At 67.6% G+C, this 20,496-nt stretch carries 20 protein-coding genes; 13 read left to right on the forward strand and 7 right to left on the reverse strand.

All coding sequences use genetic code 11. The features are described 5' to 3' along the window. Positions 1–71 precede the first annotated feature (71 nt). Both N415_RS02105 and N415_RS02110 read left to right on the forward strand, forming a co-directional pair. The gene (locus N415_RS02105) at positions 72–578 is read left to right on the forward strand and encodes a nuclear transport factor 2 family protein (RefSeq protein WP_068113176.1); all 507 of its coding nucleotides are present in this window, start codon (positions 72–74) and stop codon (positions 576–578) included. Beyond that, the gene (locus N415_RS02110; RefSeq protein ID WP_068176714.1) at positions 575–1,618 is read left to right on the forward strand and encodes an NAD-dependent epimerase/dehydratase family protein; all 1,044 of its coding nucleotides are present in this window, start codon (positions 575–577) and stop codon (positions 1,616–1,618) included. Before N415_RS02105 ends, N415_RS02110 begins: the two co-directional genes overlap by 4 nt. Positions 1,619–1,636: 18 nt before the next feature. Here the strand turns inward: N415_RS02110 and N415_RS02115 are convergent, their stop codons facing one another. Next, positions 1,637–2,662, reverse strand: a complete 1,026-nt coding sequence (locus N415_RS02115) for a hypothetical protein (RefSeq protein WP_081665027.1) — start codon at positions 2,660–2,662, stop codon at positions 1,637–1,639. Positions 2,663–2,763: 101 nt separating this feature from the next. Here N415_RS02115 and N415_RS02120 point away from each other — a divergent pair, with 101 nt between their 5' ends. Then, positions 2,764–3,147 carry a DUF427 domain-containing protein gene (locus tag N415_RS02120; protein ID WP_068176716.1) on the forward strand — a complete coding sequence of 128 codons (384 nt, stop codon included), beginning with the start codon at positions 2,764–2,766 and terminating at the stop codon, positions 3,145–3,147. Here N415_RS02120 and N415_RS02125 read toward each other — a convergent pair. Beyond that, the gene (locus N415_RS02125) at positions 3,127–3,534 is read right to left on the reverse strand and encodes a nuclear transport factor 2 family protein (protein ID WP_068176718.1); all 408 of its coding nucleotides are present in this window, start codon (positions 3,532–3,534) and stop codon (positions 3,127–3,129) included. The two genes, N415_RS02120 and N415_RS02125, sit on opposite strands and share 21 nt — an antisense overlap. Positions 3,535–3,620: 86 nt before the next feature. Between N415_RS02125 and N415_RS02130 the strand changes: the two genes are divergently transcribed. Continuing rightward, on the forward strand, positions 3,621–4,532 hold the full coding sequence (locus N415_RS02130) for a DNA-3-methyladenine glycosylase (RefSeq protein ID WP_068176720.1): 912 nt from the start codon (positions 3,621–3,623) through the stop codon (positions 4,530–4,532). 87 nt (positions 4,533–4,619) lie between these two features. Further along, positions 4,620–5,168: a DNA starvation/stationary phase protection protein gene (locus tag N415_RS02135; RefSeq protein ID WP_068135007.1), complete on the forward strand. Its 549-nt coding sequence runs from the start codon at positions 4,620–4,622 to the stop codon at positions 5,166–5,168. Here the strand turns inward: N415_RS02135 and N415_RS02140 are convergent. Next, complete coding sequence (locus tag N415_RS02140; protein ID WP_068176721.1) at positions 5,165–6,595, reverse strand: chloride channel protein; 1,431 nt, start codon at positions 6,593–6,595, stop codon at positions 5,165–5,167. The two genes, N415_RS02135 and N415_RS02140, sit on opposite strands and share 4 nt — an antisense overlap. A 126-nt stretch (positions 6,596–6,721) precedes the next feature. Between N415_RS02140 and N415_RS02145 the strand changes: the two genes are divergently transcribed. The 8 genes from N415_RS02145 to N415_RS02180 all read left to right on the forward strand — a co-directional run bounded on the left by N415_RS02145 (position 6,722) and on the right by N415_RS02180 (position 14,666). After that, positions 6,722–7,684 (forward strand): pirin family protein, encoded by a 963-nt coding sequence (locus N415_RS02145; protein ID WP_068176724.1) that lies wholly within the window; start codon positions 6,722–6,724, stop codon positions 7,682–7,684. Between the two features lie 2 nt (positions 7,685–7,686). Next, positions 7,687–8,322: a TetR/AcrR family transcriptional regulator gene (locus N415_RS02150; RefSeq protein ID WP_068113198.1), complete on the forward strand. Its 636-nt coding sequence runs from the start codon at positions 7,687–7,689 to the stop codon at positions 8,320–8,322. 72 nt (positions 8,323–8,394) lie between these two features. Continuing rightward, positions 8,395–9,336, forward strand: coding sequence for a class I SAM-dependent methyltransferase (locus tag N415_RS02155; RefSeq protein WP_068176727.1), 942 nt, complete (start codon positions 8,395–8,397; stop codon positions 9,334–9,336). A 19-nt stretch (positions 9,337–9,355) separates the two neighbouring features. Next, a complete protein-coding gene (locus N415_RS02160; RefSeq protein ID WP_068176729.1) occupies positions 9,356–10,297 on the forward strand; it encodes a class I SAM-dependent methyltransferase in 942 nt (313 codons plus the stop codon). Continuing rightward, complete coding sequence (locus N415_RS02165) at positions 10,298–11,224, forward strand: class I SAM-dependent methyltransferase (RefSeq protein ID WP_068176731.1); 927 nt, start codon at positions 10,298–10,300, stop codon at positions 11,222–11,224. A gap of 110 nt (positions 11,225–11,334) precedes the next feature. Continuing rightward, positions 11,335–12,774, forward strand: coding sequence for an aldehyde dehydrogenase family protein (locus N415_RS02170; protein WP_068176732.1), 1,440 nt, complete (start codon positions 11,335–11,337; stop codon positions 12,772–12,774). A gap of 58 nt (positions 12,775–12,832) precedes the next feature. Then, positions 12,833–13,693 (forward strand): SDR family oxidoreductase, encoded by an 861-nt coding sequence (locus N415_RS02175; RefSeq protein WP_068176734.1) that lies wholly within the window; start codon positions 12,833–12,835, stop codon positions 13,691–13,693. A gap of 4 nt (positions 13,694–13,697) precedes the next feature. Continuing rightward, a complete protein-coding gene (locus N415_RS02180; protein ID WP_068176736.1) occupies positions 13,698–14,666 on the forward strand; it encodes an NADPH:quinone oxidoreductase family protein in 969 nt (322 codons plus the stop codon). Positions 14,667–14,688: 22 nt separating this feature from the next. On the opposite strand, the gene N415_RS02185 is transcribed toward N415_RS02180, so the two are convergent. The 4 genes from N415_RS02185 to N415_RS02200 form a co-directional block, all read right to left on the reverse strand. Next, on the reverse strand, positions 14,689–16,410 hold the full coding sequence (locus N415_RS02185; protein WP_068176738.1) for a PE-PPE domain-containing protein: 1,722 nt from the start codon (positions 16,408–16,410) through the stop codon (positions 14,689–14,691). Between the two features lie 181 nt (positions 16,411–16,591). Then, on the reverse strand, positions 16,592–18,250 hold the full coding sequence (locus N415_RS02190; RefSeq protein WP_068176739.1) for a PE-PPE domain-containing protein: 1,659 nt from the start codon (positions 18,248–18,250) through the stop codon (positions 16,592–16,594). 110 nt (positions 18,251–18,360) lie between these two features. After that, entirely contained in the window at positions 18,361–19,182 is an 822-nt protein-coding gene (locus N415_RS02195; protein WP_068176742.1) for a tyrosine-protein phosphatase, read from the reverse strand. Then, on the reverse strand, positions 19,175–20,395 hold the full coding sequence (locus N415_RS02200; protein WP_068176859.1) for an acyl-CoA dehydrogenase family protein: 1,221 nt from the start codon (positions 20,393–20,395) through the stop codon (positions 19,175–19,177). The genes N415_RS02195 and N415_RS02200 overlap by 8 nt, the downstream gene beginning before the upstream one ends. Positions 20,396–20,496 lie beyond the last annotated feature (101 nt).

The following is a 20,496-nucleotide window of genomic DNA, read 5'->3' on the forward strand; positions in this document are numbered from 1 at the left end:
GCATCGCCGCCGTCGCTGGCGACGGCGGGCAATGCTCGACAAACGTCAATAGAACGTGTTCTAGTTTTGGCATGACTACCGCCACGTTTTCGCACAGCGAACTCGCCGCCGCCTTCGAGAAATTCGAGGAAACGGTCGCCCGGGCCGCCGAGACCCGGGACTGGGACGCCTGGGTCGAGCAGTACACGCCGGACGTCGAATACATCGAGCACGCGGCGGGCACCATGCACGGTCGCGACGAGGTGCGCGAGTGGATCAAGCAGACGATGACCACCTTCCCAGGCAGTCACATGGTCGCGTTCCCCACGCTGTGGTCGGTCATCGACGCGCCCACCGGCCGGGTCATCCTCGAACTGGACAACCCGATGCGCGACCCCGGCGACGGCAGCGTCATCAGCGCCACCAACATCACGATCATCACGTATGCCGGCGACGGTCTGTGGAGTCGTGAAGAAGACATCTACAACCCGCTGCGTTTCCTGCGCGCGGCGCTGAAGTGGTGCCGCAAGGCGCAGCAGCTGGGCACCCTCGACGATGACGCCGCGCGTTGGATGGAACAGAACGGTGGGCAACAGTGAGCGCGAAACCCAAGCTCGTCATCGGCGCCAACGGATTTCTGGGTTCGCATGTGACCCGCCAACTGGTCGCCGACGGCGCCGATGTGCGGGTCATGGTGCGCCCGAACGCCAACACCCGCAGCATCGACGACCTGCAGGTCACCCGCTTTCAGGGCGACGTCTTCGACACCGACACAGTGCGCGAGGCGATGGACGGCGTCGACGACGTCTACTACTGCGTCGTCGACGCGCGCGCCTGGCTGCGCGACCCGTCGCCGTTGTTCCGCACCAACGTGGACGGCCTGCGCAACGTCCTCGACGTCGCCGTCAAGGAACCCGGCCTGCGCCGGTTCGTCTTCACCAGCACCTACGCGACGGTGGGCCGCCGACACGGGCACGTGGCGACCGAACAGGACGTGATCGACCCACGCGGCCTGACTCCGTATGTCCAATCCCGGGTCCAGGCCGAAGATTTGGTGATGCGCTACGTCGCCGAGGCCGGCCTGCCCGCCGTCGCGATGTGCGTCTCGACGACGTACGGGAGCGGGGACTGGGGCGGCACCCCGCACGGCGCGTTCATCGCCGGCGCGGTCTTCGGCAAGCTGCCCTTCCTGATGAACGGCATCCAGCTGGAGGTCGTCGGCGTCGACGACGCCGCCCGGGCCATGATCCTGGCCGCCGAGCGCGGCCGCATCGGGGAGCGATACCTGATCTCCGAGCGGATGTTCGCGCTGAATGACGTCGTGCGAATCGCGGCCGACGAGGCGGGCGTGCCCCCGCCGCGACGCTCGATTTCCGTGCCGGTGCTCTACGCCCTGGCCGCGATGGGCACCCTGAGGGCGCGACTCACCGGCAAGGACTCCGAACTCAGCCTCAAATCGGTGCGGATGATGCGCGCCGAAGCGCCCGTCGACAGCAGCAAGGCGATGCGCGACTTGGGCTGGCAGCCGCGCCCGGTCGAGGAATCGATCCGCGAGGCGGCCCGGTTCTGGGCCGCCCTGAAGGGAGCGCAGTCCGCCCGATCCGCGACGAAGGACAGCACCGCCGCCCAGGCCGACTAGCCTGCGCCCGTCGTCGGTTCAGTTGGCGGGCCGCGGCGGCAAGGTCGTGACTACCGCGTCGCCGGCCGCGGTGGACGAGGAGAGATGCAGCGGATGCAGCGGCAGTTCGCTCGTCTGCGTCAACGCGGCCTGATGTTGCAGGATGATGCCCTCACGCAGCGCCCATGGGCTCACTTGCACGGTGGGAATCTCGAGGTAGCGCAGCGTCTCGAGGGCGACGATCGCCCCGGCCAGGATCTGTCCCGCCCGCGCCGTCGACACGCCAGGCAGCCGGGCGCGTTCGGCCGGGGTCAGCCGTTTCAGCCGTGGCAGGCAGCGAGCCAGGTCCGCGGTCGCCAGGGTGCGGCGAACGAACGGGCCCTTGCGCATCTTGGGGGCGCCGCACAACCGCGCCAATTGCCGGAACGTCTTCGACGTCACGACCACCTGGCCCGGTTTCCCCTCCCAGATGATCCGGTCGGCGACGTCACCGAGCTCGCTCTCGACACGTTTTCGCAGCGCCTTGAGTTGCTTGCCGGAGGGCACCGGCGCGGAGCCGAAAAACTCGCGGGTGGCGCGGCCGGCCCCCAGCGGAAACGAGAAGGCGAAGTCGGGCGCCTGGTCACGACCGAAGGCCAGTTCCATCGAGCCCCCGCCGATATCGATGATGAGCATCCGCCCCGCCTGCCATCCGTACCAGCGGCGGACGGCGCCATAGGTCAGGCGAGCCTCTTGCTCCCCGGAAAGCACCTGCAACCGGATCCCGCACTGATCTTCGATGTGGTCCAGCACCGCTTCCCGATTAGCGGCATCGCGAATCGCGGCCGTCGCGAACGGGTAGAGCCATTCGACATCGAAGTCGCGCGCCGCGGAAATCGCTTGCTCGACGGCGGAAGTCACATGGGAGATGCCCGATTTCGAGATCGAGCCGTCCTCGCCCAGCTCCTCACCGAGATGGGTGTGCTCCTTGACGGCGCGGACCGGAAGCGGCGGACTGCCCGCCACCGCATCGACCACCTGCAGCTGCGCCGAATTCGAGCCCACGTCGAGCACTCCGAGTCGCATAGCGAGCGCATACCCCCGGATGTTCGACCTATGCAAAGCCGCGGGGAAGTCTTGGACCCGGATCGGTGTTGCAGAACACATCCGCGTCTGAGGAGGAACCCATGACCCACCCGGAAATCAAAGAACCGAGCGCCGGGCATCCGATCACCATCGAGCCGACGAAAGGCCGGGTACAGGTGCGCGTCAACGGCGAACTCGTCGCCGACACCACCGCGGCGCTGGAACTGCGCGAGGCGAGTTTGCCTGCGGTGCAATACATTCCGATCGGCGACGTGGTCTCCGACCGGCTCACCCGCACGGACACCAGCACCCACTGCCCGTTCAAGGGTGACGCCAGCTACTACAGCGTGACCACCTCCGCGGGCGAGACCGTGGTCGACGCGATCTGGACGTACGAGCAGCCCTACCCCGCCGTCGCGGCGATCGCGGGGCACGTCGCCTTCTACCCGAACAAGGCCGAGATCTCAGTAGCCCCCACTGGGTGACTGGGGCAGCGCGCGCTCCTGCGCGCGCGTGTCGCTGTATTCGCGCATCGAAACGATCAGCCCGTCGCGTATCTCGAAGATGCACGCGAAGGGGCTGTCGTATTCGACCCCGTCGGTGTTGGTGCCGAACGCCTGGGCCTCCACCACCACCGTGTCGCCGTCGGCGAAGCAACTGCGCAGCTCGACGGTGAGATCCAAGGTTCGTTTGCGCCACTCGACCGATTGGCGCAATGTCGCCTTGTCGAACGCTATCCGGGTGTAAAGGCTCCAATAGGTGAAGTCGTCGCTCAGCAGCGAAAAGCCCTCGTCCAGGTCGGCGCCCTCGGTCAGGCTCTGCAAGAACATCCAGGCGAGCTCCGTGTGCGGGCCATCGAATGGCGTCATCACATCGCAATATTGTCGTGGGACACGATCACCGGTCAAACGGCATGGTCCTTGGAACTCGCTGTGACCCCAGATTGCAGAGTGAACGGGTGAAAAGCGCGCGGACGGTCACATTCCCCGGGGCGGCCAGCTTCGGGCACACCTTGGCGCCCCTGCGGCGCGGTCCGCGCGACCCGTGCTTCCGGCTACCCGGCGACGGCACCATCTGGCGGACCAGTCTGCTGTCCAGCGGGCCCGTCACCGCGCGGATCAGCCGCGCCGCCGCCAATGCGGCCCATTGCGAGGCCTGGGGCGGCGGTGCTCAGGAGTTCATCGAGATGCTGCCCGCGATGCTGGGCGCCGATGACGACGCGTCGGACTTCGAGCCGCGCGACCCCATCGTTGCCGCCGCCCACCAACGCGTCCCGCACCTGCGGCTGGGCCGCACCGGACGGGTGCTGGAGGCCCTGATCCCGGCCATCATCGAGCAGCGGGTGCCTGGCGCCGACGCGTTCCGCTCCTGGCGCGTCCTGGTGTCCAAGCACGGGACCCCCGCGCCCGGGCCGGCGCCGGCCGGGATGCGGGTGCCGCCGTCGGCCGAGGCGTGGCGGCACATCCCGTCGTGGGAGTTCCATCGCGCCAACGTCGACCCGAGGCGGGCGCAGACGGTGGTGGGTTGCGCGCGGCGGGCGGCCTCGCTGGAGCGCCTGGTGTCGCGGCCGGCGGAGGAGGCCCGCCGGGCTTTGACCTCCCTGCCGGGGGTGGGTGAGTGGACCGCGGCCGAAACCGCGCAGCGCGCATTCGGCGACGCCGACGCCGTCTCGGTGGGCGACTATCACATTCCCAAGATGATCGGCTGGACGCTGCTGGGCCGCCCTGTCGACGACGCCGTGATGCTCGAGCTGCTCGAGCCGATGCGCCCACACCGCCACCGAGTGGTCCGGTTGCTGGAGGCCAGCGGGCTGGCGTACGAGCCGCGTCGCGGCGCCAGGCTGCCGGTGCAGCAAATCCACACGCTCTGACCCACGGTGTTTTCCGGGTGGGCCATCGGGTACCCAGCAGGGCAGTACCGTGTGCGAACCGCAGGGAAGGAAGCTAGGGAAAAAGCAATGACTCAGTTCACTATTCCGGGATTGACCGACAAGCAGGCGGCGCGACTGACCGAACTGCTGCAAAAGCAACTGAGCACCTACAACGATCTGCATCTGACGTTGAAGCACATCCACTGGAACGTGGTGGGCCCGAACTTCATTGGCGTGCACGAGATGGTCGATCCCCAGGTGGACGCGGTGCGCAATTTCGCCGACGACGTCGCCGAACGCATTGCGGCGCTTGGGGCTTCACCGCAGGGCACGCCGGGCGCGATCATCAGGGATCGCTCGTGGGACGACTACTCCGTCGGCCGCGACACGGTCCAGGCGCATCTGGCCGCGCTTGACCTCGTCTACAACGGCGTCATCGAGGACATCCGCCAATCCATCGACGAGACGGACGAACTCGACCCGGTGACCCAGGATTTGCTGATCGGGCAGGCGGGACAACTGGAGAAGTTCCAATGGTTTGTCCGGGCGCATCTGGAAAGCTCGGGCGGCGCCCTGGCCCACGAGGGCGCGAGCACCGAAAAGGACGCGGCGAGCAGCGCGCGGCGCGAGTCCTAGCTATCGGTAGCTGATTCGCCTTCGGCGACCGTCGAGGGCTGGCGCACGCGCTCGGCCTCGGCGGTTTCCCGGTTCAGCCGCTGCGCCTCGTAGATGGTGACGTTGCTGCGCGACAGCACCAGGGCCGCTATCCCGACGGCGAGGATGGCGCCCGGCACCACCGAAAACGAGCCGGTCATCTCGGCGACCATGATCATGATCGCCAGCGGCGCGCGCGCGACGCTGCCGAAGCAGGCCATCATCCCAACCACGACGAAGATGCCCGGCTCGTGCGGCACCCCGGGCAGTCCGGACAGCTCGCCCAGCCGCCAGACCGCGGCCCCCACGAAGGCGCCGATCACGATCCCCGGTCCGAACAGGCCGCCGGATCCGCCGGTACCGATCGATAGCGACGTGGCCACGATCTTTGCGATCGGCAGGACGATGACGACCCACAGCGGGATCGCCAACAGCGACGCGCGGTCGGCCGCCAGCTGGGCCCAGCCGTAGCCACTGCTCAGGATCTGCGGGAGCAGCAGTCCCAGCAGCCCGACGAGCAGCCCGCCCAGCGCCGGCTTGAGCACTGCGCCGCCGGGCAGCCGCTTGGTCAGCCGCACGGTGGCATGGAAGGTGCGCGCGTACAGGTAACCGACCGCGGCCGCGACCAGACCGATCACCACGAACCACAGCAGCGGCCACGCCTTCTCGAAGCGGTACTCGGCATCGATGTAGCCGAACAGCGGATCGAAGCCCAGGAACGCCCCGAGCACCGCGTAGGCGGTGCCCGAGGTGATGAAGCCGGGCAGCAGGTAGCGGTAGTCGAAGTCGTCGCGGTAAGGGATCGACGCGGCCAGCACTGCCCCACCCAGGGGTGCGGCGAAGATTGCGCCGATGCCGGCGCCGATGCCCAGCGCCACCGCCGTCCGGCCGTCCTCGTCGGACAGGTTCAGCCGCCGGGCAAGCAGCGAGGAGAAGCCCGCCGAGATTTGCGCGGTCGGTCCCTCGCGGCCGGCCGAGCCGCCCGAGCCGATGGTCAGCGCGCTGGCCACCATCTTCACCAGCACGGCACGAAAGCGGATGGCGCGGGGATCGCCGTGGACGGCCTGGATGGCTTCGTCCGTGCCGTGGCCGGTGGCCTCCGGGGCCAGCTTCGCCACGATCAACGCTGACAGCAACGCGCCGCCCGTCGTCACCAGCGGGATGGCCCACGCCCGGCTGAAGCCCGTCGACCCGTGGCCGCCACCCTCCCCGACGGGCGTCGGGATGTGGTAACCGGCCAGGTAGCCGAGCAGAAATTCGCCGGTGTACTTCAGCGCGAAATAGAAGGCGACGGCGCCCAGGCCGGCGATGACGCCGATCGTGACGCCCAGCAGCAGCCACTTCTGCACGTAGCCCGACTTGCGGATCGAGGCCCCGAAGCGGCCACCTGCGGCGCGGGCCGGGGCCACTGGGGCCTCCGCGGGCTGGGGTTCCTCATCCGTCGGTTCTTCCCCGGGCACCACGTCATCTTAGGCAGACGGGAATAAACGGACTTCGGTCCGGTTATACGGACAGCTCTAATCGAGGAGGTAGACATGCCTGCTGTAACCGCAGACACGCTGACGCTGCCGCGCGCCGGCGCCCCAAGTCCCGCCGACACCGAACGGCCGGTCCGGTCGATCACCACCGGACCACGCGGCTACGAGGGCGAGGGTTTCCCGGTGGTCCGCGCGTTCGCCGGAGTCAGCACCGCCGACCTGGACCCCTTCGTGCACATGGACCAGATGGGCGCGGTGGAGTACCAGCCGGGTGAACCCAGGGGCACCGATTGGCATCCGCACCGCGGGTTCGAAACCGTCACGTACATGATCGACGGCAAGTTCGCGCACCAGGATTCGCACGGCGGTGGCGGGCTGATCACCGACGGCGCGACGCAGTGGATGACGGCGGGTTCGGGAATCCTGCACATCGAGACGCCGCCAGCCGAACTGGTCGAAAGCGGCGGGTTCTTTCACGGCGTCCAGCTGTGGGTGAATCTGCCGAAGAGGGACAAATTCGCGGCACCCCGGTATCAGGCCATCGAGGGCGGCGACGCCGGGTTGGTGGCGTCGGACGACGGCGGGGCCCTGGTCCGCATCGTCGCCGGTGAGATCGGCGGTCAGCGCGGTCCCGGGATCACCCACACGCCGATCACGCTGGCGCACGCGACGATCCAAAGGGGCGCCCGGCTCAACATTCCGTGGCGGCGCGATTTTAATGCGCTGGTTTACGTGCTGTCCGGCGACGGATACGTCGGTCCGGTGCGCCACCCGATCCGCTCGGGGCAACTGGCGGTGCTCGGGCCGGGTGACCGGATCACCGTGGGCGCCGACCGGCAGGCGATCGATGTGCTGCTGCTCGGCGGTCAGCCGATTCGTGAGCCGGTATTCCACTACGGGCCTTTCGTGATGAACACCCGCGCCGAATTGATCGAAGCGCTAGAGGACTACCACGCCGGAAAATTCGGCACTATTCCGCCAAATGCGCTAATGCCCCACCGTGGCGGTGGCACACTCTAGAAATGCCGCAAACGGCGAGTCGCCGGCCGGGACGTCCCCCCGCCGCAAAGGCGGATGAGACGCGACAGCGGATCATGCAGGCGGCTCGCCTGGTATTCGCCGAGCGCGGCTACGACGGCGCGACGTTCCAGGCGATCGCGGCCCGCGCCGACCTGACCCGACCGGCGATCAACCATTACTTTTCTACCAAGCGGCTCTTGTACCGGGAGGTGTTGAAGCAGACGAACGCCCTCGTCATCGGCGCGGGGATGCGGCAGGCGGAGGGCGAGAAAACGCTGACGGGCCGGCTCACGGCGTTCATCACCGCCGCGGTGCGGGCAAACTCCGACAATCCCGCCGTCTCGGCATTTCTGATTGCCGCGGTGCTCGAGTCGCAACGGCATCCGGAATTAAGCGGAGCTGAAATTGATTCGGTCAAAATTAGCCGCGAATTTCTGGCGTCGGCGGTCAACGAGGCAATCGAGCGCCGAGAGGTCGCGCCCGATATCGATGCGGCCGCATTGGTCGAGACACTAATAATCGTGCTCTGCGGCGTCGGGTTTTACGCCGGCTATATCCGCAGTTATGAAGAGATCCTCGCGATCAGCGACGTGCTGCGCCGGCTCCTGGAAGGCGCGCTCTGGCGGCCGGAGGCCTGACCCGGTCGGGTGCAGTGAAGTTGCGCACAAAGCGCATAGGCTAACTAACTTGTTCGGTAGCATGGTCGCGTCATGACTGATGTGGACGCCTCCTTACCGCCTTCCCTTCGGACCGCCGGTGACAGCTGGACCATCACCGAACTCGTCGGCGCCACCGCGCTCGGGGTGGCCGCTGCGCGCGCCGCGGAAACGGCCGGTCCGGACCCGCTGATCCGTGACGAGTTCGCTCGCCTGCTGGTGTCGTCGGCCGGTGATGCCTGGGCGCGGCTGGCCGACCCCGGGCTGGCCTGGTTGGACGGCGATCCCCAAGGCCAACGGGCGCACCGGCTCGGCATCGACTACCAGGCGGTGCGCACCCACTTCTTCGACGAGTACTTCGGCGAGGCCGTCAACGCCGGGATTCGGCAGGTCGTGATCCTGGCCGCCGGGCTGGACTCGCGGGCCTACCGGCTGAACTGGCCACCGGGCACCGCGGTGTACGAGATCGACCAGCCCAAGGTGCTCGAGTACAAGACCCGAACGCTGGAGGAGCACGGCGCGGTGCCGACCGCGACCCGGCGTCCCGTTCCGGTGGATCTGCGCGACGACTGGCCCGCGGCCCTGACCGCCTCCGGCTTTGACCGCACCCGGCCCACCGCGTGGCTGGCCGAGGGCTTGCTGCCATACCTGCCGAGCGACGCCCAGGACCGGCTGTTCGAGATGTTCACCGCGCTCAGCGCGCCGGGCAGCCAGGTCGCCATCGAGGTGTTCGGCATGAACTCGCGAAGCAATTCGCAGCGCTGGCTACGGATGCGGGAGCGGCTCGGCCTGGACGTCAACGTGCAGGCGCTGACCTTCCACGAGCCCGACCGCACGGATCCCATTGCCTGGCTGACCGACCACGGCTGGCAGGTGGACGCCGTGAACAACCGCGACGAGATGGCCCGATTGGGCCGCCCCGTTCCCGACGACCTGGACGACGAGGCCGTCCGCAGCACGCTGCTGCGCGCGCGTCTTGGCGGATCGAACAGCTGATGAAGGAGCAACCAACGCGATGAGCTCACTGCGCACCCACGACGACACCTGGGACATCAAGACCAGTGTCGGCAGCACCGCGGTCATGGTGGCCGCGGCCCGCGCCGTCGAAACCGAACGTCCCGACCCGCTGATCCGCGACCCGTACGCCCGGCTGCTGGTCGAGGGCGCCGGCGCCGGTGTCTTGTGGGAGGCGATGCTCGACCCGGAGATCGCGGCCAAGGTCGAGGCGCTCGACGAGGATTCCGCGGCCCACCTGCACCACATGCGGGGCTACCAAGCGGTGCGCACGCACTTCTTCGACACCTTCTTCGCCGACGCCGTCGCCGCCGGGATTCGCCAGATCGTCATCCTGGCGTCGGGGCTGGACTCGCGCGCCTACCGGCTGGACTGGCCGGCCGGCACCACGGTGTACGAGCTCGACCAGCCCGAGGTGCTGGCCTACAAATCCACCACCCTGGCCCAAAACGGCGTGACTCCCGCCGCGGATCGCCGCGAGGTGGCCATCGACCTGCGTCAGGACTGGCCGGCCGCGCTGCGTGCCGCCGGCTTCGACCCGACGCAGCGCACGGCGTGGCTGGCGGAGGGGCTGCTGATGTACCTGCCCGCCGAGGCCCAGGACCGGCTCTTCACCCTGATCGGCGAGCTGAGCCCGGCCGGCAGCCGGGTTTCGGCCGAAACCGCACCGAATCACGCCGACGAGCGGCGGCAGCAGATGCGCGAACGCTTCAGGAAGGTGGCCGACGAGATCGGCCTGGAGGAGACGGTCGACGTCGGGGAGCTGATGTACCGCGACGACCACCGCGCGGACGTCGCGGAGTGGCTCAACGAACACGGCTGGCGCGCGACGGCCGAGCATTCGATCGACGCCATGCGCCGGCTGGGCCGCCTGATCGAGAACGTCCCGATGACCGACGACAAGGACGCGTTCTCCGACTTCGTGACCGCCGAAAGGCTGTAAATGCCGCGCACCGCGGACGACTCCTGGGACATCGCCACCAGCGTCGGGGCGACCGCGGTGATGGTCGCGCTGGCCCGCGCCGCCGAGACCGCAAGCGCCGAGCCGTTGATCTCCGACCCGTTCGCCGAGGTGTTGGTGTCTACTCCCGAACTCGAGGGGGTTCGGGAGCAGGTCGCCGCCTGGTGGACGCCGGATCCCGACGACGAGGCCGCGGATTTCGCGGTCGACTCCCGGCACATGATCAATTACCAGGCGGTGCGGACTCATTTCTTCGACGAGTACTTCGCCGAAGCGGTGACCGCCGGGATCCGCCAAGTGGTGATCCTCGCGGCCGGTCTGGACTCGCGGGCCTACCGGCTCGACTGGCCGGACGGCACCGTCGTCTACGAGATCGACCTGCCCAAGGTGCTCGAGTACAAGGCCGAGACGCTCGCCGCGCACGGAGCCGCCCCGGTCGTCGACAGGCGACCCGTGTCCGTCGACCTGCGCCACGACTGGCCCCGGGCGCTGCGCGACGCCGGGTTCGATGCGACCCGTCCGACGGCATGGCTCGCCGAGGGGTTGCTGCCGTTTTTGCCGGCGGCCGCGCAAGAATCCATGTTCGCCTCCATCGACGAGCTGAGCGGATCGGGCAGCCGGGTGGCGGTCGAAATCTTCGGCGTCGACGGGGACAAGCGGCGCGAGGCCGAGCAAAGGTGGCAGGAGCTGCGGGACAGGCGCGCGGCGCGTGGCCAGGACACCTCGTTCAACCCCTTCGACCTCTGGTTCGACGACGAGGGACGCCCCGAGCCCGCCGACTGGTTCGCGGCACACGGCTGGACGACCCACGCGGTGAGCGCGCGCGACGAGGGGCTGCGGCTGGGCCGCGCGCCGCAGTCGGAGGAACGGCCGTTCACGAACAGCTTCGTGACGGCAAGCAAACCTTGAGCTAGGGCGGATCCTTCCTAACTGCTCCCCCAACCGGATGGTTAGGATCGCGGTTATCACCGATGAGCGGCCACCCGCACTGCAGCGGGCGACTCTGCTCGGGAAGGACAATGATGACCACCGAATCGGTTGCACAGAAAGCGTCGGAATCGAGGGAATCCACGAACGGCGCGCCCGCTCAGACGGTCGACATCCCCGCCACGGTGGCCCGGCTTCGCAGGACATATGCCTCCGGGCGAACCCGCGACATCGAGTGGCGCAGGCAGCAGCTGCTGCAACTGCAAAAGCTGATGGAGGAGAACGAGGAGGCGATCGGCGCCGCCCTCGCCGCGGATCTGGACCGCAACAAATTCGAGTCGTACATCGCCGACATCGCGACGACCGCCGGTGAAGCGAAGTACGCGGCCAAGCACCTGCGGAAGTGGACGCGCCGCCGCTACCAACGGCTGGAGCTGCCGCAGCGGCCCGGGCGCGGCTGGATCGAGTACGAGCCCTACGGCACCGTGCTGATCATCGGCGCCTGGAACTACCCCTTCTACCTGACGCTGGGTCCGGCCGTCGGGGCGATCGCCGCCGGGAACGCCGTCATCCTGAAGCCGTCGGAAATCGCCGCCGCATCGTCGCGATTGATGGCCGAGCTGGTGCCGCGCTACCTGGACAACGACGCGATCACGGTCGTGGAGGGCGACGGTGCGGTGAGTCAGGAACTCATCGCGCAGGGGCTCGACCGCGTGATGTTCACCGGCGGCACCGAGATCGGCCGCAAGGTGTACGAGGGCGCGGCGCCCCACCTGACCCCGTGCACGCTCGAACTCGGCGGCAAGAGCCCGGTGATCGTGGCCGCCGACGCCGACGTGGACGTCGCGGCCAAGCGGATCGCGTGGATCAAGCTGCTCAACGGCGGGCAGACGTGCGTCGCGCCCGACTATGTGTTGGCCGACGCGAAGATCCGCGACGAACTCGTCGACAAGATCGGCGCGGCCATCACGAAGATGCGCTCCAAGGAGCAGCAGGGAATTCGTATCGTCAACCAGCGCCAATTCGACCGGATCAGCGGTTACCTCTCGGAGGGGGACGGCAAGGTCACCGTCGGGGGCGCCTGCGACGCGTCGACGCTGCGGATCCAGCCGACGGTCGTCGTCGATCCCGACCCGGACGGCCCGCTGATGCAGAACGAGATCTTCGGGCCGATCCTGCCGGTGATCACGGTCCAATCCCTGGACGAGGCAATACGTTTCGTCAACTCGCGGCCAAAGCCGTTGTCCGCGTACCTGTTCACCAAGGCGAAAGACGTCCGCGAGCGGGTGATCAAGGAGGTGCCCGCCGGCGGCATGCTGGTCAACCACCTGGCGTTCCAGGTGTCGACGGCCAAGCTGCCGTTCGGCGGCGTCGGCGCCTCGGGCATGGGCGCCTACCACGGCAGGTACGGCTTCGAGGAGTTCAGCCACCGCAAGTCGGTGCTGACCAAGCCGACCCGGCCCGACCTGTCCAGCTTCATCTACCCGCCGTACACCGAGCGGGCCTTCAAGATGGCCCGCAGGATGTTCTGAGGCGCCGCCACGCCAAATCGCTTGCTAGGTCCAGTGTTTCACACCAGAGAGGAACCTTATGCCCGGAGTGCAGGATCGCGTCATCGTCGTCACCGGAGCCGGTGGCGGATTGGGGCGTGAATACGCCCTGACCCTCGCCAAGGAGGGCGCCAGCGTCATCGTCAATGACCTCGGCGGGGCACGTGACGGCACCGGCGCCGGCCACAACATGGCCGACGAGGTGGTCAAGGAGATCAAGGACGCGGGGGGCCGGGCGGCGGCCAACTACGACAGCGTCGCCGAGCCCGAGGGCGCCGAGAACATCATCAAGACCGCGCTCGACGAATTCGGCGCCATCCACGGTGTGGTGAGCAACGCCGGGATCCTGCGCGACGGCACGTTCCACAAGATGACATTCGAAAACTGGGACGCCGTGCTCAAGGTGCATCTGTACGGCGGCTACAACGTCATTCGCGCCGCCTGGCCGCACTTCCGCGAGCAGAGCTACGGCCGCGTCGTCGTCGCCACCTCCACCAGCGGGCTGTTCGGCAACTTCGGCCAGACCAACTATGGGGCGGCCAAGCTCGGCCTGGTCGGCATGATCAACACGCTGGCCCAGGAAGGGGCCAAGTACAACATTCACGCCAACGCGCTCGCCCCGATCGCGGCCACCAGGATGACTCAGGACATCCTGCCGCCCGAGGTGTTCGAAAAGCTCACGCCGGATTTCGTTGCGCCGGTGATGGCTTACCTGTGCACCGAGGAATGCGCCGACAACGGGTCGGTTTTCATCGTCGGTGGCGGCAAGGTGCAGCGCACCGCGCTGTTCCAGAACGAGGGCGTCACCTTCGACCAGCCGCCGTCGGTGCAGGACGTCGCCGCGCACTGGGCCGAGATCACGGACCTCTCCGCAGCGCAAAAGGCCGGATTCAAGCTCTAAGGCCATGAAAGCCTGTGTGGTGCAAGAGCTGTCCGGTCCGGACGGCATGGTCTTCACCGATATCGATGACGTCAGCGCCGACGGGAACCACGTCGTCATTGACGTTCGCGCCGCAGGGGTGTGCTTTCCGGACCTGCTGCTGACCAAGGGCGAGTACCAGCTGAAGTTGCCCCCGCCGTTCGTCCCCGGCATGGAAGCCGCCGGCGTGGTGCGTTCCGCGCCGGAAGGCTCCGGCTTCCGGGTGGGCGAGCGGGTCTCGGCCTTCGGGATCCTGGGTTCCTACGCGGAACAGGTGGCTGTCCCGGTGCCCAACGTGATGCGCAGCCCCGCGGAACTCGATGACGCCGAAGCGGTTTCGCTGCTGGTGAACTACAACACCATGTACTTCGCGCTGTCCCGCCGCGCCGCCATGCGGCCGGGCGACACCGTCCTGGTGTTGGGTGCCGCCGGCGGGGTGGGCACGGCGGCCATCCAGGTGGCGCGGGCAATGGGCGCGAAAAAGGTGCTGGCCGTGGTGCACCGGGAGGCCGCGATCGACTATGTCGGCGCGCTGGGCGCCGATCTGGTGGTGCCGCTGGCTGACGGCTGGGCCGACCGGGTGCGCGACTACACCCAGGGCCGCGGGGTGGACATCGTCGTCGACCCCATCGGCGGCCCGGCCTTCGACGACGCGATTCGGGTCCTGGCGATCGACGGCAAGCTGCTGGTGATCGGCTTTGCCGCGGGCGGCATTCCGACCGTGAAGGTCAACCGGTTGCTGCTGCGCAACGTCAGCGTGGTCGGCGTCGCGTGGGGCGAGTACCTCAACCGGGTCCCCGGTTCGGCCGCCCTGTTTGCGTGGGGGCTGAGCCAGTTGGTCTTTCTCGGCCTGAAACCCCCTCCGCCGCAGCGTTTCCCGCTGTCGGAGGGGCAGGCGGCGCTACAGTGCCTGGCCGACGGGGGGGTGCTGGGCAAGGTGGTGCTCGAGCCCTAGCGGTCAGCCGAGCGCCACTTCGTCACTGGGGACCCGGGTTCGGTACCCCGGTGAAGATCGTCTGGGCCGCGTTCACGAAGTTGATGAGTTCGAAACCGCCTGCCAGCGTGACCAATCCGACGTCGGCGGCGATCGGACGGCCGAACGCATCCATGAGTCCCTGAATTGGATTGACAGTGATGGCTTCGTTGATCCCGTCGAGGAACAGGTTGAGGTCGTACGACGGGAGGGTGACGACGACGGCGGTGGCGATGTCCGCGGTCGGGAGCAGCGTCGCGTAGGCGGTCGAGACATCGCCGGTCAGCGTGCCGACGATGTTGGTGTTCGCCGACTCGATGGCCTGGATGATGCCCGTTGGCGTGGTCGGCAGCGACGCCGACGGTGGCGTCGAAAGCTGGGCGAGGCCCGTTGATGCCGCGCCGGGAAGGGAGCTCGCCAGGTGCGACAGGTCGTTGCTGAAGGCGCTGACGCCCTGTGCGGTGGCGCCGGGGAAAAGCGACACCAATTCGGTCGTTGCGCTGAGCGGCGGGAGGAACCCGAACGGAGTCTGGACATCGGCCGGGCTGGTCGACCAGCCGAAGTTCGGGTCGCCGTAGCCCCAGTTGACGAGCAGCTTGAGGTCCGGCTGGATCAGGTCCGCGAGCGGGTTGCCGATGACCGGGAGCAGACGTAGCGGGGTGAGCAGCGGCAGGTTCTCGGTCGGGATCATGTTGTAGGTGGTCATGGAGGGCGCCCCGGACTGCCCCAGCGTCACAGCCGTATTGAGCGTCGCCTGCGTCAGGTGCGGATAGCTTCCGTGGATGAACACGATGCCGGCGAGGGCGTTGAGGTCCGAGAAGATATCGATCGGATAGCGCGGGAAGTCGGCGAAGCCGTCGTACTCAAGCGACCAAATGGTGGTCTGGAAGTCGTTGCTCGGCGTGGAGGTGCCGAAGGTGACGCCCAGGCTCGGGAAGCTCAGGCCCGGGAAGCGGGCGATCAGGCCGCCGTTGGGATTGGCCGGGTCACCGAGCAGGGTGAAAAATACCTGGTTCAGCGCGTTGTTGTTTGACCCTACGAAGCCCTCGGCGAGGAGTTTCGGCATCTCCAGCGAGGAGATGATCGCACTCTGCGAGTAGCCCAGCACGGCAACGCTATTGGTCGGGCCGCCCAGGCCGGGCGTGATCTGCTGGTTGATGATGTTGTCCAGGGCGGTGACGCCGCGGGCCAAGGAGATGTCCAGCGTCAGGTCTTTGACACCGCTGAACGGGTACAAACCCTCGGCCGTGGTCACGGGAAGAGTAAGGGACGAAGGGAATCCGCCCAGGTAGAGGGCTTTCACGGCGTCGACGTAGCTCTGCGGCGGGTTGGCGGTGCCGGTGCCGGTCATGACCAGGATGGCCTTGACGGTCGGGTCGGCCGCCTGCGTGACCGCCGTGAACGGCACGCCGCCCGCCGCGCCGGTCAGCCCGAGCGTGCCGGCGATCTGGGCTTCGGCTTGCGCGTAAGCGTTTCCGGCGCCGGCCAACGCCGCGACGAACTGTCCGTGGAACGCGGAAGCCTGCTGCAGCAGCGCCTGGTACTCCTGACCGAACGAGGCGAAGAACTGCGCGGTGATGGCCGATACTTCGTCCTGGGCCGCCGCGGCCAGGCTCGTCGTAGGGCCGGCGGCGGCCGCCTTGGCCTCATCGATCGCCGAACCAATCGCCGAAGCGTCCGCTGCGGCTGTCGCCAAGATCTGGGGCTGCGTGATCAAGCTCGTCATCGCCTCTTCCCTTCCGCACTGAGGGGCAAGCGTGTTGGTCCCGAGGACGCCGTCAACCTCGGCTCGGGAACCGGCACCCAGCTAGCTTAGGAGCGCCAGCGTCTTCTTGTTGGCGTTTTGCACCGGCGTTTTTGGTTCTAAAGCATTCGTTCCCGAAGTGGGGCAGGACCCATTGTGCGCGTTAAGGAATGAGGCTCTGGATGTCCTTGACGTTGCTAGCGAGCGCCGAAACGATGGTCAGCAATTCGACCCCTCCCGCCACCGTCCCCAACCCGACGTCGGCCGCGATCGGATAACCGATCGCGTTGACGAGGTTGCCCTGCCCGAGCTGACTCAGGAAAAGCTCGGTGTCGTAGAAGGGCACCTCGGTGGCCAGCGAGTAGCCGATATCGGCCGTCGGAAGCGCGACGGCGTAGTCGGTCGTCACGATCTTGTTGACGGTGTCGAAGACCTGTTGCGGTGACGGGAAGTTCGCCGGCGTCGTCGTCGGGTTCGGCGGCGAAGTCGGCAGGGTGAACTGCGGCGCGACGGTGGGCGGCTGCGACGCGATCTGCTGCAGGTCGAGCGAGAAGTCGTGGATTCCCTGCTGGGTCCCCGTCGCCAGCGCGTTGAACACGGTGGCGGGGTTGGCATCCGGGAACAAGCCGAACGGCGTGGGCAGATCCGCGGGGCTCGTCGAGTACCCGAGGGTGGGATCGGGACCGTAGCCCAAATTAACCAACACCTTCATGTCGGGTTGGATCAAATCGACCAGCGGCTTGCCGATCACCGGTATGGCATCCAGCGGCTTCAGTAGTGGCAGATCCGCCGTGCGAATCATGTAGTAGGTGGTGTTTCCGGTGTAGCCCGGAGACGTCGGCAATTGAATCGCGTTATTGACTTGGGTCGGCGTGAGATCCAGATAAGTGGTGTGCACGAACACGATTCCCGCGACCGCGTTCAGGTCGGAAACGATATTGATCGGATACCGCGGGAAGTCCGCGAACCCGTCGTATTCCAGCGTGTAGTTGGCCACCTGGTAGGGCGTGTTGGCGTTCATCGCGGGATAGAAGTCGAGACCCAGGGCGGGCAGGGAAAGATTCGGGAACCGCGACAGCAGGCCGCCGTTGGGGTTGACCTCGTTGCCGGTCAGCACGAAGTTGAGCATGTTGACGGGCGGAGGGTTGGCCCCGAACAAAGAGGTGCCGTTGGCGAGGTTCTGCATCTCCAGCGAGGAGATGATGGCGCTCTGCGAAATGCCGAAAACGGTTACCGATTGCCCCTGGTTATGGATGGTGTTGTACAGCGTGTTGTCGAGAATCTCCACGCCCTCGCCCACCGACTGATTGAGCGGCAGGCTCTTCACACCGGTCAGCGGGTACAGCTGCTCGGGCGTGAACAGCGCCTCCAAGGTGTTAAGCGAACGGACGTAGAGGTTGTTGGCCCGCGTGACGAACGACGGTGACGGAATGGGGGTTCCGGTGCCGCCGATGAATATCGACACCAGGTTCGCCGAGAACGGGGGAATCGTGGCGGCGGGCACCGGCGCGCCCGCGGCTCCAAGGCCGAGGGTCGCGGCAACGGAGGCCTCCGTCTCGGCATAGGCGAATCCAGCGGAGGCCAGCGTCTGCTGGAACTGGTTGTGAAACGCCTCGAACCGCGCGACGAGGGCCTGATAGTCCTGGCCGAATGTGCCGAACACATCGGCGATGGCCGCCGACACCTCGTCACCCGCCGCGGCCGCCACACCCGACGTCGGCGCCGCCGCGGCGGCGGTGGCGGCGCTGAAGGCCGACCCGATTCCCTCGATTTCCGCCGCGACCGACGCCATCATCTGCGGCTCGGCAATCACATACGTCATCGGCCCGAATCCTTTCCGCGACAAAGGCGCGACTCGACCGCTGCAGCGGACCCCGTCAGCCTAGGGCGATCTCGCGATCCTGTCCGGGATTTGCGCCGCCGGCGCCGGGATCAGGCGAGCAGCGCGCCGCGCAGTCGATCCAGATCGGAATCGGTGATGCCCGCGTCGCTCAGATAGCCGCCGAGCGAACCGAATTCGGCGTCGATGGTTTGGCGGGCGGCGGCCAGGTATTCCGGACGCACCCCGAGGACGCCGTCGGACAGCCGGGCCTCGGTGAAGGTCACCACCTCCGGGGTCAGTTCGGTATCCCCGCGCTGCTGGATCATCTCGAAGATCCGCGACCGAAGTTCGGGCACGGCGTCGTTGCTACGCAGGAAGTCGGTGACGATGGCGTCGCGATCGACGCCGATTGCTTCGAGCACGGTCGCGATCACAAAGCCGGTCCGGTCCTTGCCCGCGAAGCAGTGGGTCAGCACCGGGCGACCGGCGGCCAGCAGCGTGACGACGCGGCGCAGCGCCCGCTGCGCCCCATTGCGTGTTGGGAATTGCCGGTACTCGTCGGTCATGAATCGGACCGCGGTGTCGTTCACCGACTCTTCCGAGCCGTCGGCTTCGCCCCTCAACAGCCGCTGGAACGCCTCCTCGTGCGGCGCCGCCGCTTCGGCCTCCGAGTCGGCCAGGTCGGGGAACGGCAGCAGGTGGACCTCGACGGCGTCGGGAACCAGCCCCGGCCCGCGCCGGGCGACCTCGCGCGCGGCGCGCAGGTCGGCGACGTCGGTGATGCCCAGCCGGCGCAGTGTCGCCCGGCCGTCGTCGTCGAGGCGGCTCAGCTCGCCGGACCGGAACACCCGCCCGGGCCGTAGGCCGTCGACACCGTCAGCGACGTCACGAAAGTTCCACGCGCCGGACAGTTCTCGCACGGCTTCAGCCATGCCGGGTGACCGCCGCGGCGAGCGCGGATTGCTCCCCGCCGAGCTCCGTGCGCGCGATGGTCCGCATGTGCACCTCATCGGGTCCGTCGAAGATCCGCATCGCGCGATGCCAGGCGTACATCCGGGCCAGCACGGTGTCGTCGCTGACGCCGGCGGCCCCGTGCACCTGGATGGCGCGGTCGATCACGTTGCAGGCCACCTGCGGGGCCACCGCCTTGATCTGCGAGACCAGCAGGTGGGCGGCCTTGTTGCCGTGCTGATCGATGGTCCAGGCCGCCTTCTCGCACAGCAGTCGGGCCTGGTCGATCTCGTTGCGGGACTTGGCAATTGCCTCCCGCACCACGCCCTGCTCGGCCAGCGGGCGGCCGAACGCCACCCGGTTGCGCGCCCGGTCGGCCATCAGCGCCAGTGCGCGTTCGGCGCCGCCCAGCGCGCGCATGCAGTGGTGGATGCGGCCCGGCCCCAGCCGCGCCTGGGCTATCGCGAAGCCGGCCCCTTCCTCGCCGAGCAGGTTGGTCACCGGAACCCGGACGTTGTCGTAGCTGATCTCGCAGTGCCCGGGCTGGTCCTGGTAGCCGAAGACCGTCGTGGAGCGGACGACGGTCACGCCGGGCGTATCGATGGGCACCAGCACCATCGACTGCTGCTGGTGGCTGGCCGCGTCCGGGTTGGTCCGGCCCATCACGATGAGGATCTTGCAGCGCGGGTCGGCCGCCCCGGACGTCCACCACTTGCGGCCGTTGATGACGTAGTCGCCGCCGTCGCGCTCGATGGACGTTTCGATGTTGCGGGCGTCGCTGCTGGCGACCGCGGGCTCGGTCATCGAGAAGGCGCTGCGGATCTCGCCGGCCAGCAAGGGCTCCAGCCACTGCTTGCGCTGCTCCTCGGTGGCGAACAGGTGCAGGGTCTCCATGTTGCCGGTGTCGGGCGCCGCGCAGTTGAGCGACTCGGGTGCGAGCTCGAGGCTCCAGCCGGTCAGCTCGGCCAGCGGAGCGTACTCCAGGTTGGTCAACCCCGACTCGGCCGGCAGGAACAGGTTCCACAGGCCCTGTTGTTTGGCCTTGAGCTTCAGTTCCTCGATGACCGGCGGAACCGTGTGGTCATTCGGGCCGGCCTCGTGACGGTATTTGTCGTATTCGGCCTCGGCCGGGAAGACGTACTCGATCATGAAGTCGGACAGTCGCTTGTGGTAATCGCTGGCTTTGGCCGACATCGCGAAGTCCATGACCGTCACGATAGGACACGTGTCGGGGCACTAAATTTCAGGGCGTCACACCGCCGAGCCTGTAATTCTGCACGGAAAGTATGAGTAGG

Source organism: Mycobacterium sp. UM_CSW (assembly GCF_000455205.1).
In the GTDB taxonomy this organism is placed as follows: domain Bacteria; phylum Actinomycetota; class Actinomycetes; order Mycobacteriales; family Mycobacteriaceae; genus Mycobacterium.

Coding starts and splice junctions, on each gene's coding strand:
- N415_RS02105 (WP_068113176.1), top strand. CDS start 72: ATGACTACCGCCACGTTTTCGCACAGCGAACTCGCCGCCGCCTTCGAG.
- N415_RS02115 (WP_081665027.1), bottom strand. CDS start 2,662: ATGCGACTCGGAGTGCTCGACGTGGGCTCGAATTCGGCGCAGCTGCAG.
- N415_RS02120 (WP_068176716.1), top strand. CDS start 2,764: ATGACCCACCCGGAAATCAAAGAACCGAGCGCCGGGCATCCGATCACC.
- N415_RS02135 (WP_068135007.1), top strand. CDS start 4,620: ATGACTCAGTTCACTATTCCGGGATTGACCGACAAGCAGGCGGCGCGA.
- N415_RS02145 (WP_068176724.1), top strand. CDS start 6,722: ATGCCTGCTGTAACCGCAGACACGCTGACGCTGCCGCGCGCCGGCGCC.
- N415_RS02150 (WP_068113198.1), top strand. CDS start 7,687: ATGCCGCAAACGGCGAGTCGCCGGCCGGGACGTCCCCCCGCCGCAAAG.
- N415_RS02155 (WP_068176727.1), top strand. CDS start 8,395: ATGACTGATGTGGACGCCTCCTTACCGCCTTCCCTTCGGACCGCCGGT.
- N415_RS02160 (WP_068176729.1), top strand. CDS start 9,356: ATGAGCTCACTGCGCACCCACGACGACACCTGGGACATCAAGACCAGT.
- N415_RS02165 (WP_068176731.1), top strand. CDS start 10,298: ATGCCGCGCACCGCGGACGACTCCTGGGACATCGCCACCAGCGTCGGG.
- N415_RS02170 (WP_068176732.1), top strand. CDS start 11,335: ATGATGACCACCGAATCGGTTGCACAGAAAGCGTCGGAATCGAGGGAA.
- N415_RS02175 (WP_068176734.1), top strand. CDS start 12,833: ATGCCCGGAGTGCAGGATCGCGTCATCGTCGTCACCGGAGCCGGTGGC.
- N415_RS02180 (WP_068176736.1), top strand. CDS start 13,698: ATGAAAGCCTGTGTGGTGCAAGAGCTGTCCGGTCCGGACGGCATGGTC.
- N415_RS02185 (WP_068176738.1), bottom strand. CDS start 16,410: ATGACGAGCTTGATCACGCAGCCCCAGATCTTGGCGACAGCCGCAGCG.
- N415_RS02190 (WP_068176739.1), bottom strand. CDS start 18,250: ATGACGTATGTGATTGCCGAGCCGCAGATGATGGCGTCGGTCGCGGCG.
- N415_RS02195 (WP_068176742.1), bottom strand. CDS start 19,182: ATGGCTGAAGCCGTGCGAGAACTGTCCGGCGCGTGGAACTTTCGTGAC.
- N415_RS02200 (WP_068176859.1), bottom strand. CDS start 20,395: ATGTCGGCCAAAGCCAGCGATTACCACAAGCGACTGTCCGACTTCATG.